General features: G+C 59.2%; 16 protein-coding genes and 5 pseudogenes. 9 read left to right on the forward strand and 12 right to left on the reverse strand.

From position 1 onward, the window contains the following. Both ACM43_RS12080 and ACM43_RS12085 read left to right on the forward strand, forming a co-directional pair. On the forward strand, positions 1 to 912 hold a 912-nt coding region (locus tag ACM43_RS12080; protein WP_271540265.1), incomplete at its 5' end, for an IS3 family transposase. A 306-nt stretch (positions 913 to 1,218) separates the two neighbouring features. Further along, complete coding sequence (locus tag ACM43_RS12085; RefSeq protein WP_157786111.1) at positions 1,219 to 2,067, forward strand: hypothetical protein; 849 nt, start codon at positions 1,219 to 1,221, stop codon at positions 2,065 to 2,067. 255 nt (positions 2,068 to 2,322) lie between these two features. Here ACM43_RS12085 and ACM43_RS12090 read toward each other — a convergent pair whose 3' ends face one another. Next, positions 2,323 to 2,514, reverse strand: coding sequence for a hypothetical protein (locus ACM43_RS12090; protein ID WP_225115145.1), 192 nt, complete (start codon positions 2,512 to 2,514; stop codon positions 2,323 to 2,325). Positions 2,515 to 2,798: 284 nt separating this feature from the next. Here ACM43_RS12090 and ACM43_RS12095 point away from each other — a divergent pair, with 284 nt between their 5' ends. Next, positions 2,799 to 3,083, forward strand: coding sequence for a DUF3892 domain-containing protein (locus tag ACM43_RS12095; RefSeq protein WP_036032306.1), 285 nt, complete (start codon positions 2,799 to 2,801; stop codon positions 3,081 to 3,083). A 1,178-nt stretch (positions 3,084 to 4,261) separates the two neighbouring features. Beyond that, positions 4,262 to 4,996, forward strand: a pseudogene (locus ACM43_RS12100) (IS5/IS1182 family transposase); the annotation flags it as partial. Positions 4,997 to 5,270: 274 nt separating this feature from the next. Here the strand turns inward: ACM43_RS12100 and ACM43_RS12105 are convergent. From ACM43_RS12105 to ACM43_RS12125, 5 genes and pseudogenes are all read right to left on the reverse strand, one after another. After that, a complete protein-coding gene (locus ACM43_RS12105; protein ID WP_036032436.1) occupies positions 5,271 to 5,696 on the reverse strand; it encodes a carboxylesterase family protein in 426 nt (141 codons plus the stop codon). A gap of 2 nt (positions 5,697 to 5,698) precedes the next feature. Next, positions 5,699 to 6,097 carry a carboxylesterase family protein gene (locus tag ACM43_RS12110; protein ID WP_271540269.1) on the reverse strand — a complete coding sequence of 133 codons (399 nt, stop codon included), beginning with the start codon at positions 6,095 to 6,097 and terminating at the stop codon, positions 5,699 to 5,701. Between the two features lie 5 nt (positions 6,098 to 6,102). Beyond that, positions 6,103 to 7,005: a carboxylesterase family protein gene (locus ACM43_RS12115; protein ID WP_081493139.1), complete on the reverse strand. Its 903-nt coding sequence runs from the start codon at positions 7,003 to 7,005 to the stop codon at positions 6,103 to 6,105. A gap of 213 nt (positions 7,006 to 7,218) precedes the next feature. Continuing rightward, positions 7,219 to 8,058, reverse strand: a pseudogene (locus tag ACM43_RS12120) (IS3 family transposase). Beyond that, a complete protein-coding gene (locus ACM43_RS12125) occupies positions 8,055 to 8,321 on the reverse strand; it encodes a transposase (RefSeq protein ID WP_036032180.1) in 267 nt (88 codons plus the stop codon). The pseudogene ACM43_RS12120 and the gene ACM43_RS12125 overlap by 4 nt, the downstream one beginning before the upstream one ends. 103 nt (positions 8,322 to 8,424) lie before the next feature. Between ACM43_RS12125 and ACM43_RS38895 the strand changes: the two are divergent. Beyond that, positions 8,425 to 8,722: pseudogene (locus tag ACM43_RS38895) on the forward strand (IS481 family transposase); the annotation flags it as partial. Between the two features lie 292 nt (positions 8,723 to 9,014). Here the strand turns inward: ACM43_RS38895 and ACM43_RS12130 are convergent. Next, a pseudogene (locus ACM43_RS12130) lies at positions 9,015 to 9,289 on the reverse strand (transposase); the annotation flags it as partial. Positions 9,290 to 9,327: 38 nt separating this feature from the next. Here ACM43_RS12130 and ACM43_RS12135 point away from each other — a divergent pair. Beyond that, on the forward strand, positions 9,328 to 9,528 hold the full coding sequence (locus ACM43_RS12135) for a hypothetical protein (RefSeq protein ID WP_036032177.1): 201 nt from the start codon (positions 9,328 to 9,330) through the stop codon (positions 9,526 to 9,528). A 177-nt stretch (positions 9,529 to 9,705) separates the two neighbouring features. Here ACM43_RS12135 and ACM43_RS12140 read toward each other — a convergent pair whose 3' ends face one another. Continuing rightward, on the reverse strand, positions 9,706 to 9,948 hold the full coding sequence (locus ACM43_RS12140) for a hypothetical protein (protein ID WP_141697811.1): 243 nt from the start codon (positions 9,946 to 9,948) through the stop codon (positions 9,706 to 9,708). 473 nt (positions 9,949 to 10,421) lie between these two features. On the opposite strand from ACM43_RS12140, the gene ACM43_RS12145 reads away from it, so the two are divergent. Then, entirely contained in the window at positions 10,422 to 10,691 is a 270-nt protein-coding gene (locus ACM43_RS12145) for an ImmA/IrrE family metallo-endopeptidase (protein WP_199751077.1), read from the forward strand. A 27-nt stretch (positions 10,692 to 10,718) separates the two neighbouring features. Here ACM43_RS12145 and ACM43_RS12150 read toward each other — a convergent pair whose 3' ends face one another. Then, positions 10,719 to 10,877 carry a hypothetical protein gene (locus ACM43_RS12150; protein WP_271540274.1) on the reverse strand — a complete coding sequence of 53 codons (159 nt, stop codon included), beginning with the start codon at positions 10,875 to 10,877 and terminating at the stop codon, positions 10,719 to 10,721. After that, complete coding sequence (locus tag ACM43_RS12155) at positions 10,856 to 11,137, reverse strand: hypothetical protein (protein ID WP_199751078.1); 282 nt, start codon at positions 11,135 to 11,137, stop codon at positions 10,856 to 10,858. The genes ACM43_RS12150 and ACM43_RS12155 overlap by 22 nt, the downstream gene beginning before the upstream one ends. Positions 11,138 to 11,591: 454 nt before the next feature. On the opposite strand from ACM43_RS12155, the gene ACM43_RS12160 reads away from it, so the two are divergent. Together ACM43_RS12160 and ACM43_RS12165 are read left to right on the forward strand one after the other, a co-directional pair. After that, positions 11,592 to 12,008 carry a hypothetical protein gene (locus ACM43_RS12160; protein ID WP_036032173.1) on the forward strand — a complete coding sequence of 139 codons (417 nt, stop codon included), beginning with the start codon at positions 11,592 to 11,594 and terminating at the stop codon, positions 12,006 to 12,008. An 86-nt stretch (positions 12,009 to 12,094) separates the two neighbouring features. Then, positions 12,095 to 12,316, forward strand: coding sequence for a hypothetical protein (locus ACM43_RS12165; RefSeq protein WP_124163421.1), 222 nt, complete (start codon positions 12,095 to 12,097; stop codon positions 12,314 to 12,316). Positions 12,317 to 12,551: 235 nt separating this feature from the next. On the opposite strand, the gene ACM43_RS12170 is transcribed toward ACM43_RS12165, so the two are convergent. Together ACM43_RS12170 and ACM43_RS12175 are read right to left on the reverse strand one after the other, a co-directional pair. Continuing rightward, a complete protein-coding gene (locus tag ACM43_RS12170; RefSeq protein ID WP_271540277.1) occupies positions 12,552 to 12,980 on the reverse strand; it encodes an MATE family efflux transporter in 429 nt (142 codons plus the stop codon). Positions 12,981 to 13,892: 912 nt separating this feature from the next. Continuing rightward, a pseudogene (locus ACM43_RS12175) lies at positions 13,893 to 14,558 on the reverse strand (IS3 family transposase); the annotation flags it as partial. Between the last annotated feature and the right edge of the window lie 278 nt (positions 14,559 to 14,836).

Genomic DNA, 14,836 nt, shown 5'->3' on the forward strand with positions numbered 1-14,836 from the left:
CGTTTCTATCCCACAGGGGGCGCGCAGCGCCGCGCTCAGTTTTTTAGAAGGCGCGCTCAGCAAAGCCGGCCTGCTGAGCGCAAAGCGATGATCGACCGTGATGACCTGCCGATCACGAAACAGGCGGAAGTTTTGAAGATCAGCCGTGGCAGTGTCTATTATCTACCACGTCCGGTATCGCCCGCCGACCTCGCGATCATGCGACGGCTTGACCGGCTGCATTTGGAGTTTCCCTTCGCCGGTTCGCGAATGTTGCGAGACCTGTTGGCTGCCGAGGCGTGCAAGATCGGCCGCCGGCATGTCAAAACGCTGCTGCGGCGGATGAGGATAGAGGCGCTTTACCGCCGGCCGCGTACCACCAAGCCCGAACCCGGGCCCAAGATCTATCCGTATCTGCTGCGCGGGATGGAGATCACACGCCCGAACCAGGTCTGGGCGATGGACATCACCTACATCCCGATGGCGCGCGGCTTCATCTATCTCGCGGTGGTGCTCGACTGGTTCAGCCGCCGGGTGCTGTCGTGGCGCGTCTCGATCACGATCGAAGCCGCATTTTGCGTCGAGACGCTGGAGGACGCTCTCGCTCGCCACGGCAAGCCGGACATCTTCAACACCGACCAGGGCTCGCAGTTCACGGGCTCCGCGTTCACCGGCGTGCTCGCCAGGCATGGCATCGCCATCAGCATGGACGGCCGGGGCGCCTGGCGCGACAACGTGTTCGTCGAGCGGCTGTGGCGCAGCGTCAAATACGAAGAGGTCTATCTGCACGCCTACGACACCGTGTCCGACGCCCGCGCCTCGATCGGCCGATACTTCGCCTTTTACAATGGCCGGCGTCCCCACTCGAGCCTTGACGGCGGCGCCCCGGATCAAGCTTACTTCAGCCCGCTGCCGTTCCGCGCGGTAGCCTAACTCTGGCAGAAGCTCCACTTAACGACGCGGAATTGCTGTTCAGACAACCGGAGCCAGCTCAGAGACACGCCGACGTAGAACGCCTCGTCTTCACGGCGCAATCCCCGGCGAGGGCGCGTAAACGCAGATTGATTGGGGCTTTCCGTTCTGACCATCGGCAGACCTTCAGGGGCGACAAAACATCAGCCCTGTAGTCGCACGGATTTTCGGAAGCTGTCTATTAAATAGACTCTGCGTTCGCGGTGGCATTCTCCGCGATTACACCTGAGCTTAAGGCCCGAAGGAAGCAAAGAGAAGGAATCATAGATGTCTGTGTGTGTTGCTGCCTGCGTCCACGATGGTTTGGTCTTTGCTGCGGATAGTGCTACCAGCCTCTTGGGTGCTAACCGGACTACCGGCGAGGTAGTGATTGAGCGTGTGTACCAGTACGGGAACAAAGTGTTCAACCTGGACAAGCGCCTGCCGGTGGTCGGCATGACCTTGGGCTTGGGAGCTATCGGCAACGCCCCCATTCACTCACTCGCGAAGGACCTGCGCCGGGAATTTAAGACGGACGGCAGCAAGTACCAGCTCAACCCCGACAAATACTCAGTTGCTGAAGTCGCGGAGAAGGCACACGATTTCCTGTTCACCGACAAGTACTCGGCAGCTTCCAAGATTGAGGGCGATCATTCACTCGATTTTTGGATCGGCGGCTATTCGTCAGATTCCGACACCCACGAGTTGTTCAAGGTGGGCATCGTAAATGGGGCTGCGACAGTTGAATGCTTGTGTCGAGACGGCCAAAGCGACCTATTTTGGGGTGGTCAACCGAGTGCCATTAATCGATTGGTCATGGGTTACGACAACACTCTTGTGGAATCGCTGAGAAAAGTGGGAGTATCCGACGCCGACCTTCCGGGCTTGATGGACTTCATAAGCTCTGAAACCGTGGCTCCGTTAATGCACCCTGGAATGCCGGTTCAAGACGCAATCGAACTTTGTAGTTTTCTTGTCAAAACCACCAAAGGTTTCGTTCGTTTCCTACCAGGCGCCGATACGGTTGGCGGCGAGGTTGACATCGCCGTGGTGACGCGGCACGAACGTTTCAAGTGGATCAAGCGAAAGCACTACTACCCCCAAAACCTCAACAAGTTGGAGACCGACCATGTCTAAGACGAGAGAGGCGGCGGTCCACGCAAGCCGAGAACTACCACGCGAGCAGCCGATGCCGCGTTTCGATTATCAGAAGCCGCCGACGATTACCAAGGATGTGTCGTCCACCAATAGGGCTACTCTGTCCACTGGCAGGCCGCAGTCTTCGACAAGGCCGCAGAAATTTCGCTCCTTGCAGAATCTCCATTTCTGAGGAATGACAGGCGGGATGTGATCGAGCAGCCGACTCGTCCTTCGCGCCGTCAACTTGGCGGCTCACTTCTTCCCTTCTAGAAGCATGCGTATGCGCGCAGCGATCTTCCGTGCCTCCTCCGGCCCCGGGTCGAGTTTCACGCAATCGAGGATCCCTAGCACTTCCTGAGCGTCCTCGGCATCGAGCGTCGCGACTTGGCGATCTGCCAGGCTCAAAGACTGATCGGCCGCGCGGGCCTGATTGGCTGCAAGCACCGCAAGCGCCTCTGAGCGTAGCGACGTGATACCGCTCGAATATGTGCATCCGTTGGCCTGTAGCTACCCTTAGGGTACGCTTCGCAAACGCCGCAGCGCCGGTGGCCGAGCCCCGTCTATGAAGACTGTGGTTGGCCACCTTTGCTCCAGAGACATATTCCCGAGGCGCCACCAGATCATGGCGCAGACAAGTAACCGGGGCACCTACCTGAATTGGTCGGCGGCATGGTCCGCCACTGAACGCTAACCTTGTTGCTCCTTTTGCATGCGGAAGAAGAGACCCCGTGGCCAGACTCGCACGCGTTCGTTGCGTCAGTAAGACCGACAGCACGAATCCACACGAGAGAATTAGCAGCATCGGCGGGGTATATTCGAACGGAAGTCACTGGAAGCAATCTGTCGTTCAGACGATCAGAGACATCGAAAGCGGCGCGTGGGAATTCTATGTCCAGGAAGACGGGCTGACTGCTGGTTTGATCGTGGCCAAACACGAAGGGCACAAGTACATCAAGACGACGGCAGACGGCATTCAGCCAGACAATCTTCTTTCACTCGCTGAGTGTCCGTGATGCTTGTCCATCCCAGATCGCCGGTAGTGCGGGCGCAACTCGGCGCCGTTCGGCTGCGCGGTGTCAGGCGCTGTCCCCGCCACGCCCGCACTACCCTTTGAAATTAGCGGCAACATGACTAGGCGCTTGAAAAGTTCCTCGCGTTTAGCCTGAGGAAGCGCTGTCCCTGCGGCGCACCGCTAATTTCGGGGGCAGCCAGCCTCAAGCGGCGAAAGAAGCTGACCAGGATCTTATCGCTCGCAGAACGAGCATAGCTACCATGACGGGGCTTAGCCCACGATGGAAGCAGCGCGGGCGCGCCTCGGCGCCGGAAATGCGCAACGACGCTGTCCCTACCGCGCCCGCGCTGCCGATGAAGCTAGCACTGATCTTCCCCCGACACAGCGCGCTGTCCCTACCACGTGCCGCAGATCTCGGTGGCCAGCCTTCGCCCTTGGATTGGCAAGGCTAACCGGGCTCTCTCCCAAGAGGCTCAAATTCCCAAGGGGGGCCAACAAAGCAATATCGTCGAAAGGTACCGGAGGACACCTACCAGCACCAGTGGGTTGCCGCGCCCCCGCGAGCATGCCATATCAAAGCGCTCGGCCTGCAACTCTCGAGCTGGCTCCGAGTAACTGCCGAGCCTTGGACGGAAGTGGTAGCGGCAATCCAAGCATTCACGGACTGCGTCCGTAGGCCAAGCCATACACCGGCAGAAGACACGTACGGCCACAGCGAACTGAAGAACAGCGGCCGATTGGCGATCCCGAGTTGAAGTTATCTGCTCAAAAATGAACGCGGTGGCGGATTGCCCTCTTTCGACCTTATCCGAATTCGAGGCGCTCAGACGCGAGATGGGGACAGATTTTCCCGCAACGCCATCCGCTTTACTCAACCGTGTAGCGGACGCCTTTTACGCCGTGGTTCGGCGGATGCCGGACCCTTAATCAGGACGGAGCGGATGATGCCTAGCACATGCTCGCTGCACACGATCGGCGAAGCTATACGCGACCTCGAAGAAAAAGTCGCTCACGTTGCAGAAATCAGCCGTGAGGAGCTTGCGAGCGGCGTTCTGCGCATTACGAAGCGCCTTCGAGATGACTCGAAGCCGCGCTCAAGGTAATCGATGGCCTAAGATCACACCGGTCCCGGGGCGGCAGGCCGCTTACGGTGATTGGGAGTTAGCGCTGTCTCCGCCACTGGCGAGGAAGCACGGGGTCAAGCTGCGGCGGTCCTATCTTCGCATTGCCAAAACCGCGACAATGATGGCGGGACGCTACGGCCATGCCAAGCAATTGAAGCGGCATCAGCGGCAGCTGCCCCTCCCGCTCAGCCGGGCCTCGCAGATCCGCTCGCAGCAGCAGCGCCAGCGCGGCTTCAAGCTTTCTTCCTTCCACGCCCCGGAGGTGGAGTGCAAGGGCAAAGCAGCCGCGCCTTACGAGTTCGGCGTCAAAGCCTCCATCGTCACCAACAACCGCCGTTCTCCCGGGGCCTGTTCGTGCTGCACGCCAGGGCGCTACCCGATAACCCGTACGACGGTCACACCTTGCGGGACGTCATCGACCCCACCGAGACACTCACCGGCTGCGCGATCGAGCGGGCCTATGTCGACAAGGGGATACCGCGGCCACGACGCACAAAATCACCGACGGATCTTCATCTCCGGCCAGAAGCGCGGCGTCTTCGGTGTCATCAAGCGCGAGCTGCGCCGCCGCTCCGCCATCGAACCCATCATCGGACACCTGAAGGCCGATGGTCACCTCGGCCGCTGCTACCTCAAAGGCCGCGCCGGCGATGCGGCTAAAGTCATCCTCTCAGCCGTCGGCCACAACTTCCGCCGCATCCTCGCCTGGCTCAGAGAACTCTTGTGCCTCATCCTGCTCCAGCTATGGCGCACGTTCGGCCGTCCCGCCCCGCTCAATTCGCCTTCTTAACGGACGACTGACTACAACTGAAATCGGCGTGCTCGATCGCCTCGTCACCGACATGACACTGTCCCCGCGATTAACAGAACGGACTACTATTCGGCGGAGGAGAGGCGCGAGGCCACTGCTGGCTCAATGTAGTAGAGGCAGATCCAAGGCCCTCGGAGACGGCGAACGTTGCCTGGGGACATGGCGCGTGCGGCGACACCTTGTCGGCCATCGTCGCAGCAATCTGGCGTAGCCGCGATACTGCGGGCGCGACATTACCGATCCGGGTTGTCAATCAATAAGGGTTAAAGTGCCAGCGCTCCCAGATTTCACGGCGTGACCCGTCAGGGTCCGCAACCGCCTCAGAATCTGCTGACCACACCATCACGACGCGTTTGTTTGTGTCGTAGGAAGGCCATTCCGGCACGCCAACGCCATTAGGGTCTCCCTTCTTTGCGAAATTCGTCCACGCGGTCAACATCTGATTAGTCAGCCGAGAGATATCCGAGCCCGGGGCCTTCGACAGCGCAAGACCACCTGGAATTTGGCTGAAATCACCGGTGCCGAACATGAATGGAAGTTCAATTGAATGAAACGCCCCCAACGGGGGCAGCGCAGGATCGAGATACTTTGGGGGCACATGCCAAGTGAAGCGATAGAGCCACACCTTGCCGCCCGAGGCCGATTGGCGCTCGGCTAGGTGTGTTGCCGGTTGCGTCATTATCACGTCATCAACCAGCGCCGCTTCGATTGTTCTTTGATCGTCCCGAGAACCTTCTCATACGTACTCATGAGCTTGCGTTTCACTTCCTCCCGTTTCTCCTCTGAGGTGTCCCGTATGGAGGGTAACATAGAGAAGACATCGATCTTTGCGCCGAGATCGGTGTCTTCCACGAACGGATTGCGGAACTTGCTGTCATACATTGCCCAGTAGTTCATTTCGTTTGCATTCGTCCCAAGCATGATCCCAACATTTCTTGACGCTCCGGAGGCGAGTGCTTCGGCAGGATCGAGGGCGACCCCCGAACCATCTGCGACGGGAGCGAAGAAACCATCCGGCTCACCGGTAGCGTGGGCCTGCAGCAATAGATCTCGAACGGGCGCCGTTTTGATCTGCGCCATGGTTTTCAAGGATCCGACGTCCATGACTTTTTTACTGTCGCTTCCGCCGATCTCCTGGTGCGAATTAGATTGTAGGCCCCGCTTTGCAGGATCGCCCGTTGAAATGGCTTTTTCAGCGAGGGAGACACGAGGTGTGCGGCGATTGAGATCGAACCGGCCGATTCACCGAATACCGTGACATTATCAGAGTCCCCGCCGAGCGCCGTCGCGTTACGTCGAACCCACTCAAGCGCTGCGATCTGATCGCGCAGGCCGTTGTTGCCGCTACCGGAATAGGAAGGGTCGAGCGCACCTACCTCCGCAAATCCCAGCAAGCCGATACGATAGTTGATCGTGACGACGACCACATCCTTTCGATCAACTGCTGCCCCATTATAAACGTCGGACGCGCCACCGGCAATGAAGCCTCCGCCGGGAAGATAGATCATGATTGGCAAATTCCTGACCTGCTTCGCAGGCTTCCAGACATTAAGGTAAAGACAATCTTCATCCTCGAACAAACGAGTTGTGACTCCGCCCACGACAACCTCATGCGCCATGGCCGCTTTGGGATAACTTTCGAGCGGATCCTCGATTTGTGGACAGATTGTCCGATAGTTCGCTGCCTCAAGAATTCCTTGCCAATGATTAGGCAAAGATGGTGGGCGGAATCGCAAATCGCTCACCGGCGGAGCCGCGTAGGGAATTCCTTTGAGGCTCAGGATCCCATCCTCGATCACGCCCTTTGCCATCCCTCCCTCAAGTGTTACGCATTCAGGGCATGTTTCGTTTAATGCCCCTGCCACGGCACTTGTCGAGAACATCACAAATCTCAATAAGATCATTATGATTGACTTGGTTTGCACCGAACACTCCTGCATAGAGACGGCTACATAGCGCGGCCTAACTACAGTGTGCTGTTGAAGCATTTATAATGCCAAGTCCTATTTCTACGGCGAGGCAATAGATCCGGCGGCACAGCCGTCAAGCGATGGTACAAATTCGGTGCGCCGAGCGAACTGCGCGCCAGCACAGCAATCAGAGGTGCAACTCGGTTCTTAGTCCAAGCTTTGATAATGCCCTTTTGTCGCTGTAGCGAGACCGAACTGTGAACCATTCAGAACTAGAGTTTTTCGCCGTGATCACGTTGGCGGGCTGGATGCGCCGACGTGGTTTTGCAGTAAAATCGGCGGTCGATTGCCGATCGCGCAATGGGGCCGCTCTTCGTTGTAGTATCTGCGCCAAGTCTCCACCTTTTGCTAGGCGTCCGCAAGAGACAGGAACCAGTGGGCGTTGAGGCATTCGGCCCTGAAGCGGCCGTTGAAGGCCTCAATGAACGCGTTGTCGGTTGGCTTACCGGGCCGCGAGAAGTCCAGGGTGACACCGCGCTGGTAGGCCCAGAGGTCAAGATCGCGGGACACGAACTCGCTGTTCTTGATCGACGCGGATCGTTGCCGGGACTCCCACTTCCTTGCAGGCCCTTTCCAGCACCTCCACAACATCGGTGCCGCGGAAGGTGAATCGCGGCGCCAGCGCCGCGAGAAGCGGGAGAAGGTATCGACAATCGTGAGCACGCGCAGCTTGTGTCCGGTCGCCAACTGGTCATGGACGAAGTCCATCGCCCAGGTCTCGTTCGATCGCGTCGCCGGCCTGCGATCATCGCGCAGCTTGGCCTTGACCCGGCGCTTCGGCGTTTTGTTGCGTAATTGCAGGCCCAATTCGCGATAGATCCGCCGCGTCTTGTTCTGGCCATGGCGCCAGCCTTCACGACGCAGCAGCACGTGAACACGACGATAACCGTAGCGGATACGAACATGGCAGATCTCCTTGATCTTCTGTTCGAGGGCAGCCTGGCCGGAGCGACGGCACTTGTAGTGGTAGGTCGAGCGGTCAAATTCGAGAGCGTCACAGGCCCTGCGGATCGAGACCTGCCATTCGCTGCGGACCGCGTCGACCAGCATGCGCTTCCGACCGGGCTTCATAGCTTTCGGCGGATCACGTCCTGCAGCATCTCCTTGTCGAGCGACAGGTCCGCGACCAGCTTCTTCAGCTTCCCGTTCTCCTCCTCGAGCTGCTTCAGCCGACGCATCTCGGTGGGCAGCAGCCCGTCATATTTCTTCTTCCAATTGAAGTAGGTTGCCTGGCTGATCCCGGCCTTACGGCAGATCTCCGCCACCGCAACCCCGTCGTTGCCCTGTTTCAGGATGAACGCCTTCTGAGCATCTGAAAACTTCGAGGCCTTCATGGTCCATCCCTCGTCCCAGCCGAGGGATTCGGCAGCGAGAACTCTAGCCAAAAATGGTCCAGTTTGTCGGCCTCAGATCATCGCACGATTCGAAGGATGCGCCATGGGACAAGTTTTACACGGCTGCACCGCCACGACGGAGGGAGTCCGTCGAGCAATACAAAATAGTCAAAAAGAGCCTAAGAGCACTCGCCAAGCGCTATGGGATCAATAGAAGACTGTCGCGAAGTGAAGCAGCGCGAGACCGTCGCCGATCGTTCGACAGGCCCCAAGGGAGCCAATCGACAATCCTTCCATCGAGAAAGAGGTGATCGTCGCCGCTTTCCGGAGGCACAGTGCTGCTGCCGCTCGATTGGCTCTAAGCCCTGCAGCCGAGCATACTCCATCTGACGCGGAGCTCCAGGGCGCTACGTTACGATTGACCCTTCGCGGTGGGAGCGCGAGTACGGGAAGAAGCCAAGGGGCGCCGCTATTGGCGCATCCGGATCGTATCGCCCAGTATTTCGGTCAAAGACTATGAATTCAGGACGGAGATCCCATTGATGTTCCCCAGGACGCGCAGGGCGGCAATAGAGAGGGCGCGGCAACTCGGTTCGGATCAACTGGTGCTACCGTGAGGAACGATGACGGCTTGGACAATCGAACGCATGGTTTACCGCAAGACGCGCCGACGTGAGATAATCGTCGGCCATCGCACCGCTGATGTCGCGTCGCGGGAAAGACCTCGTCGAGCGCCTTCCAGAAGCCGAGCGCGTCATGACCAACGGCCACTTTTTCGGGGCGATCTTCAGCCCACGGGTTTTGGCTTCGACGAGCAGTTCGTGCCAGCTTTGCGCGCTCTCGCGCACGCCGACTTGGAAGCCGATGAGTTCCTTCTTGCCTTCCGGCGTCGCGCCGATCAGCACCAGCATGCATTTGCTGTGGTCTTCCATGCGAGCCTGCAGGAAGACGCCGTCCGCCCACACGACCTCCAGCTGAACCGATGACAAATGGAGGCTGTGTCGTGATGGCGAATGAACAGGATGGTTATCATTGGACGTATTGCCGGATCGAAATCGACAAGCCGGGTGCCATCATAATTGAGCAGATGGATGATGAAATCTCCATTGCCATTGCGAGCGTCGTCGGCGTTTACCTCCAAGTGACGCCGGGGCAGGCACGTGAGTTATCTCTATCTTTAGCTCTGCCGGCGGAGAACGCGGAATAATTCCGCGCCTCAGCCAAGATGTAATGGTGCGCGCCCCACCATCGCCGCGGGATTTCAGTCAGATTCCGCCATACGGGGCGGGCTGTTGCCCTGGTGAAGCGACAGCTCAGCTCGGTCCAGCTTCTTAACGGTCGACCAGTTAATCGCAGCGTGCAGGTACCTGCACGCCATCGTAGCTTATGAAGTCTCCCGGCCGCCCAATTGCGCAATTTCTTTTTCGATCGCGGTCCGTTCATGGCTGTTTGAATATCGCCGCTCCTCTTCGAATTCCCGAATTCGTGGACGGCTGATTCGCGAGGTTGACCCATCCTGATTGGTGATCAAGCTGGTTTCGAGGATGCTTTCCGCCCAGCGAAGAACGAAGCGGCCAGTATCGCTGGTCTCGCGCCATTCAGTTGTTTTTACAAGTTGCTTCATCATTTCGCCCCATCCCCGAAAAAAGGAGTCGCCGTGGGAGGTCCACCCGAGCAGGGGTAGAATAATCAACTCCAGTCGCCCCTGAAACCACTCGTGAATTAACATTTCAGGTGAGTGATTCGGGCCGAACGCATACTGGCAGTATCTCAGACAGAGATATACCTAGCGCGCTGTCTGCATGGATGTGAGTGTCTTGTAACTGCAGTACGCGCCAACCTGATGTTGGGGCATGACCATTCAAAGCAGAAGCGAACTGGTATGTGGACCAGCCTCCGCAAGGAGCTGGATATCGCGCCGCATTTGCCGCTTTGCCCCTGGCGTTCTCGCTGAGCATCTGGAGTTTCCGGTTTTTCCGCTCAGCGACTACGCGAAGTTGGCTCCTGACGCGGTCGCTTACCTACGAACAGGCAACGGTCAGAAAGACTTCTCGGCCGTGACGCTTGCGGTCGGCCAGGAGCGCTTCATTGTGAATAACGATGCCCACGACAGGAAATGGCAGGCCGCTGATATCAGTCACGAATTGGCCCACGGGCAACTACGACAAGACTATGGAGGAGGAGGCCAACTGGCTCGGACCGGCGCTCCTGGTCTCGGACGAGGCTGCCATGCACATCGCCGCCCTCAGCCTCACGATTTCGAAAGCGTCCGACATGTATGGCGCAAGCGAGCCGCTGGTCCGCATGCGGCTCAACGTGACCGGCGCCTACCAGCGAGTGGCGAACCGCCGCCGCTTCGCGCGGGCCTAGCTGCGCCCGCTGGATCGCGGGAGCGATCTAAGCGGCTGCTTGCGGCGCGGCGCGGGTGAATTCATCAAACTTGCCATCAAGCTCGAAGAAATTTGCGGCAGCTTGGCGCAGTTCCCGAGCCGCTTGACCCCAAAACGCCACCTCGACCTTGAAGCCGCGCTCGATCAGCTTCTCGACGACCGGCACATAGTCCGAATCCCCGGCCACCAGCCGGATATCGTCGTTTTCCTTGTCGATGACGTTGAAGTGTCATCCATCATCGCCGTGGCGATCGCCACGTCGACCTTCTTCTCCTTATTGCCGGCGTTCTTGTTGTAGACGTGGGTCTTGAAGCCGACCTTGTCGACCATCTTCCAGAAGGAGTCGCCGGGAGGTGGCGAGCCCCACAACTTGGCGACGGTGTCCTCCCCGCTGAGATATTTGTACAGCGTGCCGTAGTCGAGCATCCAACCGTGATCCACAATGCCGTTTCTCATGGCTTCGGCAATGTTCTTCGCCTTGCCCTTTTTGGCGGCCGAGACGCGGGAGCCTCGATGTAGAGGTTGGAATTGTCGACGTAAGTGTAGGTGGTCATGCGGGCGCTTCTCCAATGAGGATCGTGAGAAAATGATCAAAATAATGATTTAGGAGAATAATGACCCGAGCGAGCCGGAGCTTCGTCGATATGGGCATGCGGTACCAGGTCGCAAGGCCTCGACCCCCAGACGCCGCACATTTTTGATCGCCGATGAGCTTCGCGAGCGGACTAGGCCACTGCGGGTGAAGCAGAGCCTTGGCCAGCATCAAGCAGTTGGGCTGGAGTTCTAAGCCATCACCACGCCCGCACCTCGACAGGAGGTCTCGAGTGCCTCTAAGATGTAGGGGAAATAAGTTCGCGGAAGCCGGGTACGGAGTGGGGCAGTGAACTTCCAGGTGACGGTTCTCAAGGTGCTGGTCAGCTATCCAGACGGGTTCGCCGCCATGGCCGACCTCAAGCGCGATATGGCGATCCTGGCGACCAGCGGACGGGACTGGAGCGAGCGCACGAAGCGATTGGCGGCCCGCGTGCCCGACCTGGATATCTTCTCCCAAGGTCTCATCGAGCGCATGAACGGTGGCTGGCGCATCACCGACAAGGGTCGTGCGGTTCTCGAGATCATGGAGGCGCGGCCCGCACCCGCCCAGGTGATGGAGCCGCCTAATGTCCACGCGGTCGAGGGGCCGACTGCAGCCACGACGCTGCCATCGATGCCTTCGATAGCGCTAGTTCGACGTATGCGGAAACGCAGGCGACGCCAGCACGACGCTGTCCGCCGACGACAAGCGAAGGCGTCGTAAGTAACGGCGGTTGGTTGGAAATTAACCAGCGGTTTCGGTCATTCGGAAAATAGGAAAATATTCCATAAAAAAGTTATGCGAGCGCGGTGCGCTTCAAGATTGCTGGGCAATTATTACTTCCGCCGCCGCTTCATGAACGATCGTTGCTTCACCCGCCCTGGCCGCTCGGCGTCGACTTGCTCAACGCAGACCGCCGCCGCCTCGTCAATCGCGATCTATGCGATCCGGCGGAAATCGAACTGCTCGTAGCCATCACGACACTCCATGCCTCCAGCGACAATTTAACGGAGAGCTTGTTTCAGGAATAGCGCTTCTGTCGATGAACGCGGCGCTGTACGTTTCGTACAAAGCGATCAGCGCGGATCCAGCACTCACTGCGGATCTGGCCCGGGGAGAAGACTCAATGCGCTGGATTCCCGATGATGTCCGTTGTCAGCTCAACCCGCGATCTCGAGCGCTTTTGAAGCGGGGTGCCGCAGCGCTCGTCCGATCTGAGCGAGTTGGTGGAACATCACAATAAGCGCGATCATTCCGGGGTCCAGCTCAGCGCTTGCTTGACTGGCCAAAAGTCCATTGAAACCCCACATGAGCGGGAATAGTACGGCCGGTACGAAGAGATATCCCTGCCTCGCCAAGGAAACAACTGCACTGAGACGTGCTCTCCCGAACGACTGAAGCATCGTTGTGACGACGCTCTGAATAACAAAAAGCCCAAAAAAAGAGATGGAAGACGATGCAGGTCGAGACCGCAACTTTCGTGACATTCTCGCTATCACTGAACAGCCTGACCAAAGGCCGGGCAAAGATCACAACGGCCGCAGAATAGGCAACGGAAAGAGCGGCAGTCATCGAGAGCATCAACTTCGCAGCCTTCAATACGCGAGCAAAGTCTGGTGCGCCCCAACCGAAACCCAGGATAGCTTGAGAGCCTATACAGAAGCCGGTGACAGGCAGTGCGCCGATCGTCAGCAATCGAATAGCTATTCCCACCGCGGCGATCGCATTCTCGCCGAACGGCTCCGAAGAGCATCAAGCCAACGGCAGATAAACTGTTGGTTATACTCGCCCGCGCCCCTATGAATGCGAGCTGTCTGATGCGATCTGCTCGTACTGACATGTGAGTGGCCCTGACGCGGACTATCCCGCGAGCATTCGTAGAATACGCGATATATAGAGGCTTATGGCTGCGATCTGAGATGCCAGCGTTGCGAGGGCTGCGCCTCGCACACCAGGTCCAGGAAGAATATGAAGACCGGATCGAGCACAACTTTCAGTATGAAGGCGGTCATCATCGTCCACATGCTGAATCGTGTGTTACCCTCGGCTCTTACGATGATCGTGCCCGCGGCGAGCGAAATGTGATGCTTTGAGCCGCCAGCTTTGGCGCGACGCCGCGGCTGACGCGTTAGGAGTGTCCCCATCCGTCGTGCAGTTCACGATGAACCGGACCATCTCCGGTCGACTCGCAGTAGTGGTTAAAGACGAGGAAGATTCTGCCACTGCTCGTCACGGCGGTGATGCAGGAGGACCGCGAACCGGTCAAACTCGACGGCGTGCAGCATCAACGAGACTGGCCAGCAGCGCGTTGGCGCTTTCGAACGCGAGACCAACCTCATATGTGCATCCGTTGGCCCTATGGTTGAAGCTAGCGGGCACGTGACTCGGCGCTCGATGAGAGAGAAGAAGCGCTGTCCCTACCACGCGCCGCTAACTCCCACACAGCCAGCCTCAGCGGCGGAAGAAGCTGACGTGGGATACATCCATCGGAAAAAGCTGCGGCACAACTACCAGAATCGGTCGGCCCCACGTCTTCAGGCACTCTCTAAGCTGGTCCGACAGCTTGCCGCAATGGGAGACTGATCTTCCCCCGAAAAAGTGGACGGGTTAAGCGGCTTTTAGCTCCATTTCGATCGGGGCGACATATCCGATGGCGGAGTGGAGCCTTGTTCGGCGGTAGAAGCCCTCGATATGGCGAAGATATCGTGCTGGGCCTCGCGCGGGTGTTGTAGTCGCGATGATGGACCAGCGCGGTTTTCAAGGTATGGAAGAAGCTCTCCATCAGGGCATTGTCGTAGCAATCGGCCTTGCGGCTCATGATGCCATGATGCCGGCGCCGGTGAGGACGTTGCGATAGGCTTGTGAGGCATACTGCACGCCGCGATCGGAGTGGTGGATCAATCCGGTCTGCGGCCGTTGCTGGTTGATGGCCATGGTCAGTGCCGCGGATGCGAGTTCGACCTGCATATCGTCTTGCATGGCCCAGCCGATGATCTTTCGGCTGAACAGATCCATGACGGCCGCCAGATACAGCCAGCCCTCCGCGGTCGGGATGTAGGTGATGTCGGCGAGCCAGACTCGGTTCGGGGCGGGAGCGGTGAAGTCGCGCGCGATCAGGTTCGGTGCGATCGGGAGATCGTGACGGCTGTCGGTGGTGCGCCCCCGGCGTGGCGACGCCATGATGGCGCGGATACCGTGCCGGTGCATCAGCTGCTCGATCCGGCCACGGCTGGCGCCACGTCCCTGCTTGCGCAGGATGGCATGGACGCGGGGGGGGGGGGGGGGGGGGGGGGGGGGGGGGGGGGGGGGGGGGGGGGGGGGGGGGGGGGGGGGGGGGGGGGGGGGGGGGGGGGGGGGGGGGGGGGGGGGGGGGGGGGGGGGGGGGGGGGGGGGGGGGGGGGGGGGGGGGGGGGGGGGGGGGGGGGGGGGGGGGGGGGGGGGGGGGGGGGGGGGGGGGGGGCGCGGCCAGGAGGCTGGCATCGGATTTGGTCCGCTCACCGGGCGATCACGCCAGGCGGAATAGCCGGCCGGCGAGACCTCGAGCACGGCAC

The sequence above is a fragment of the Bradyrhizobium sp. CCBAU 45321 genome (assembly GCF_028128975.1).
GTDB lineage: Bacteria > Pseudomonadota > Alphaproteobacteria > Rhizobiales > Xanthobacteraceae > Bradyrhizobium > Bradyrhizobium yuanmingense.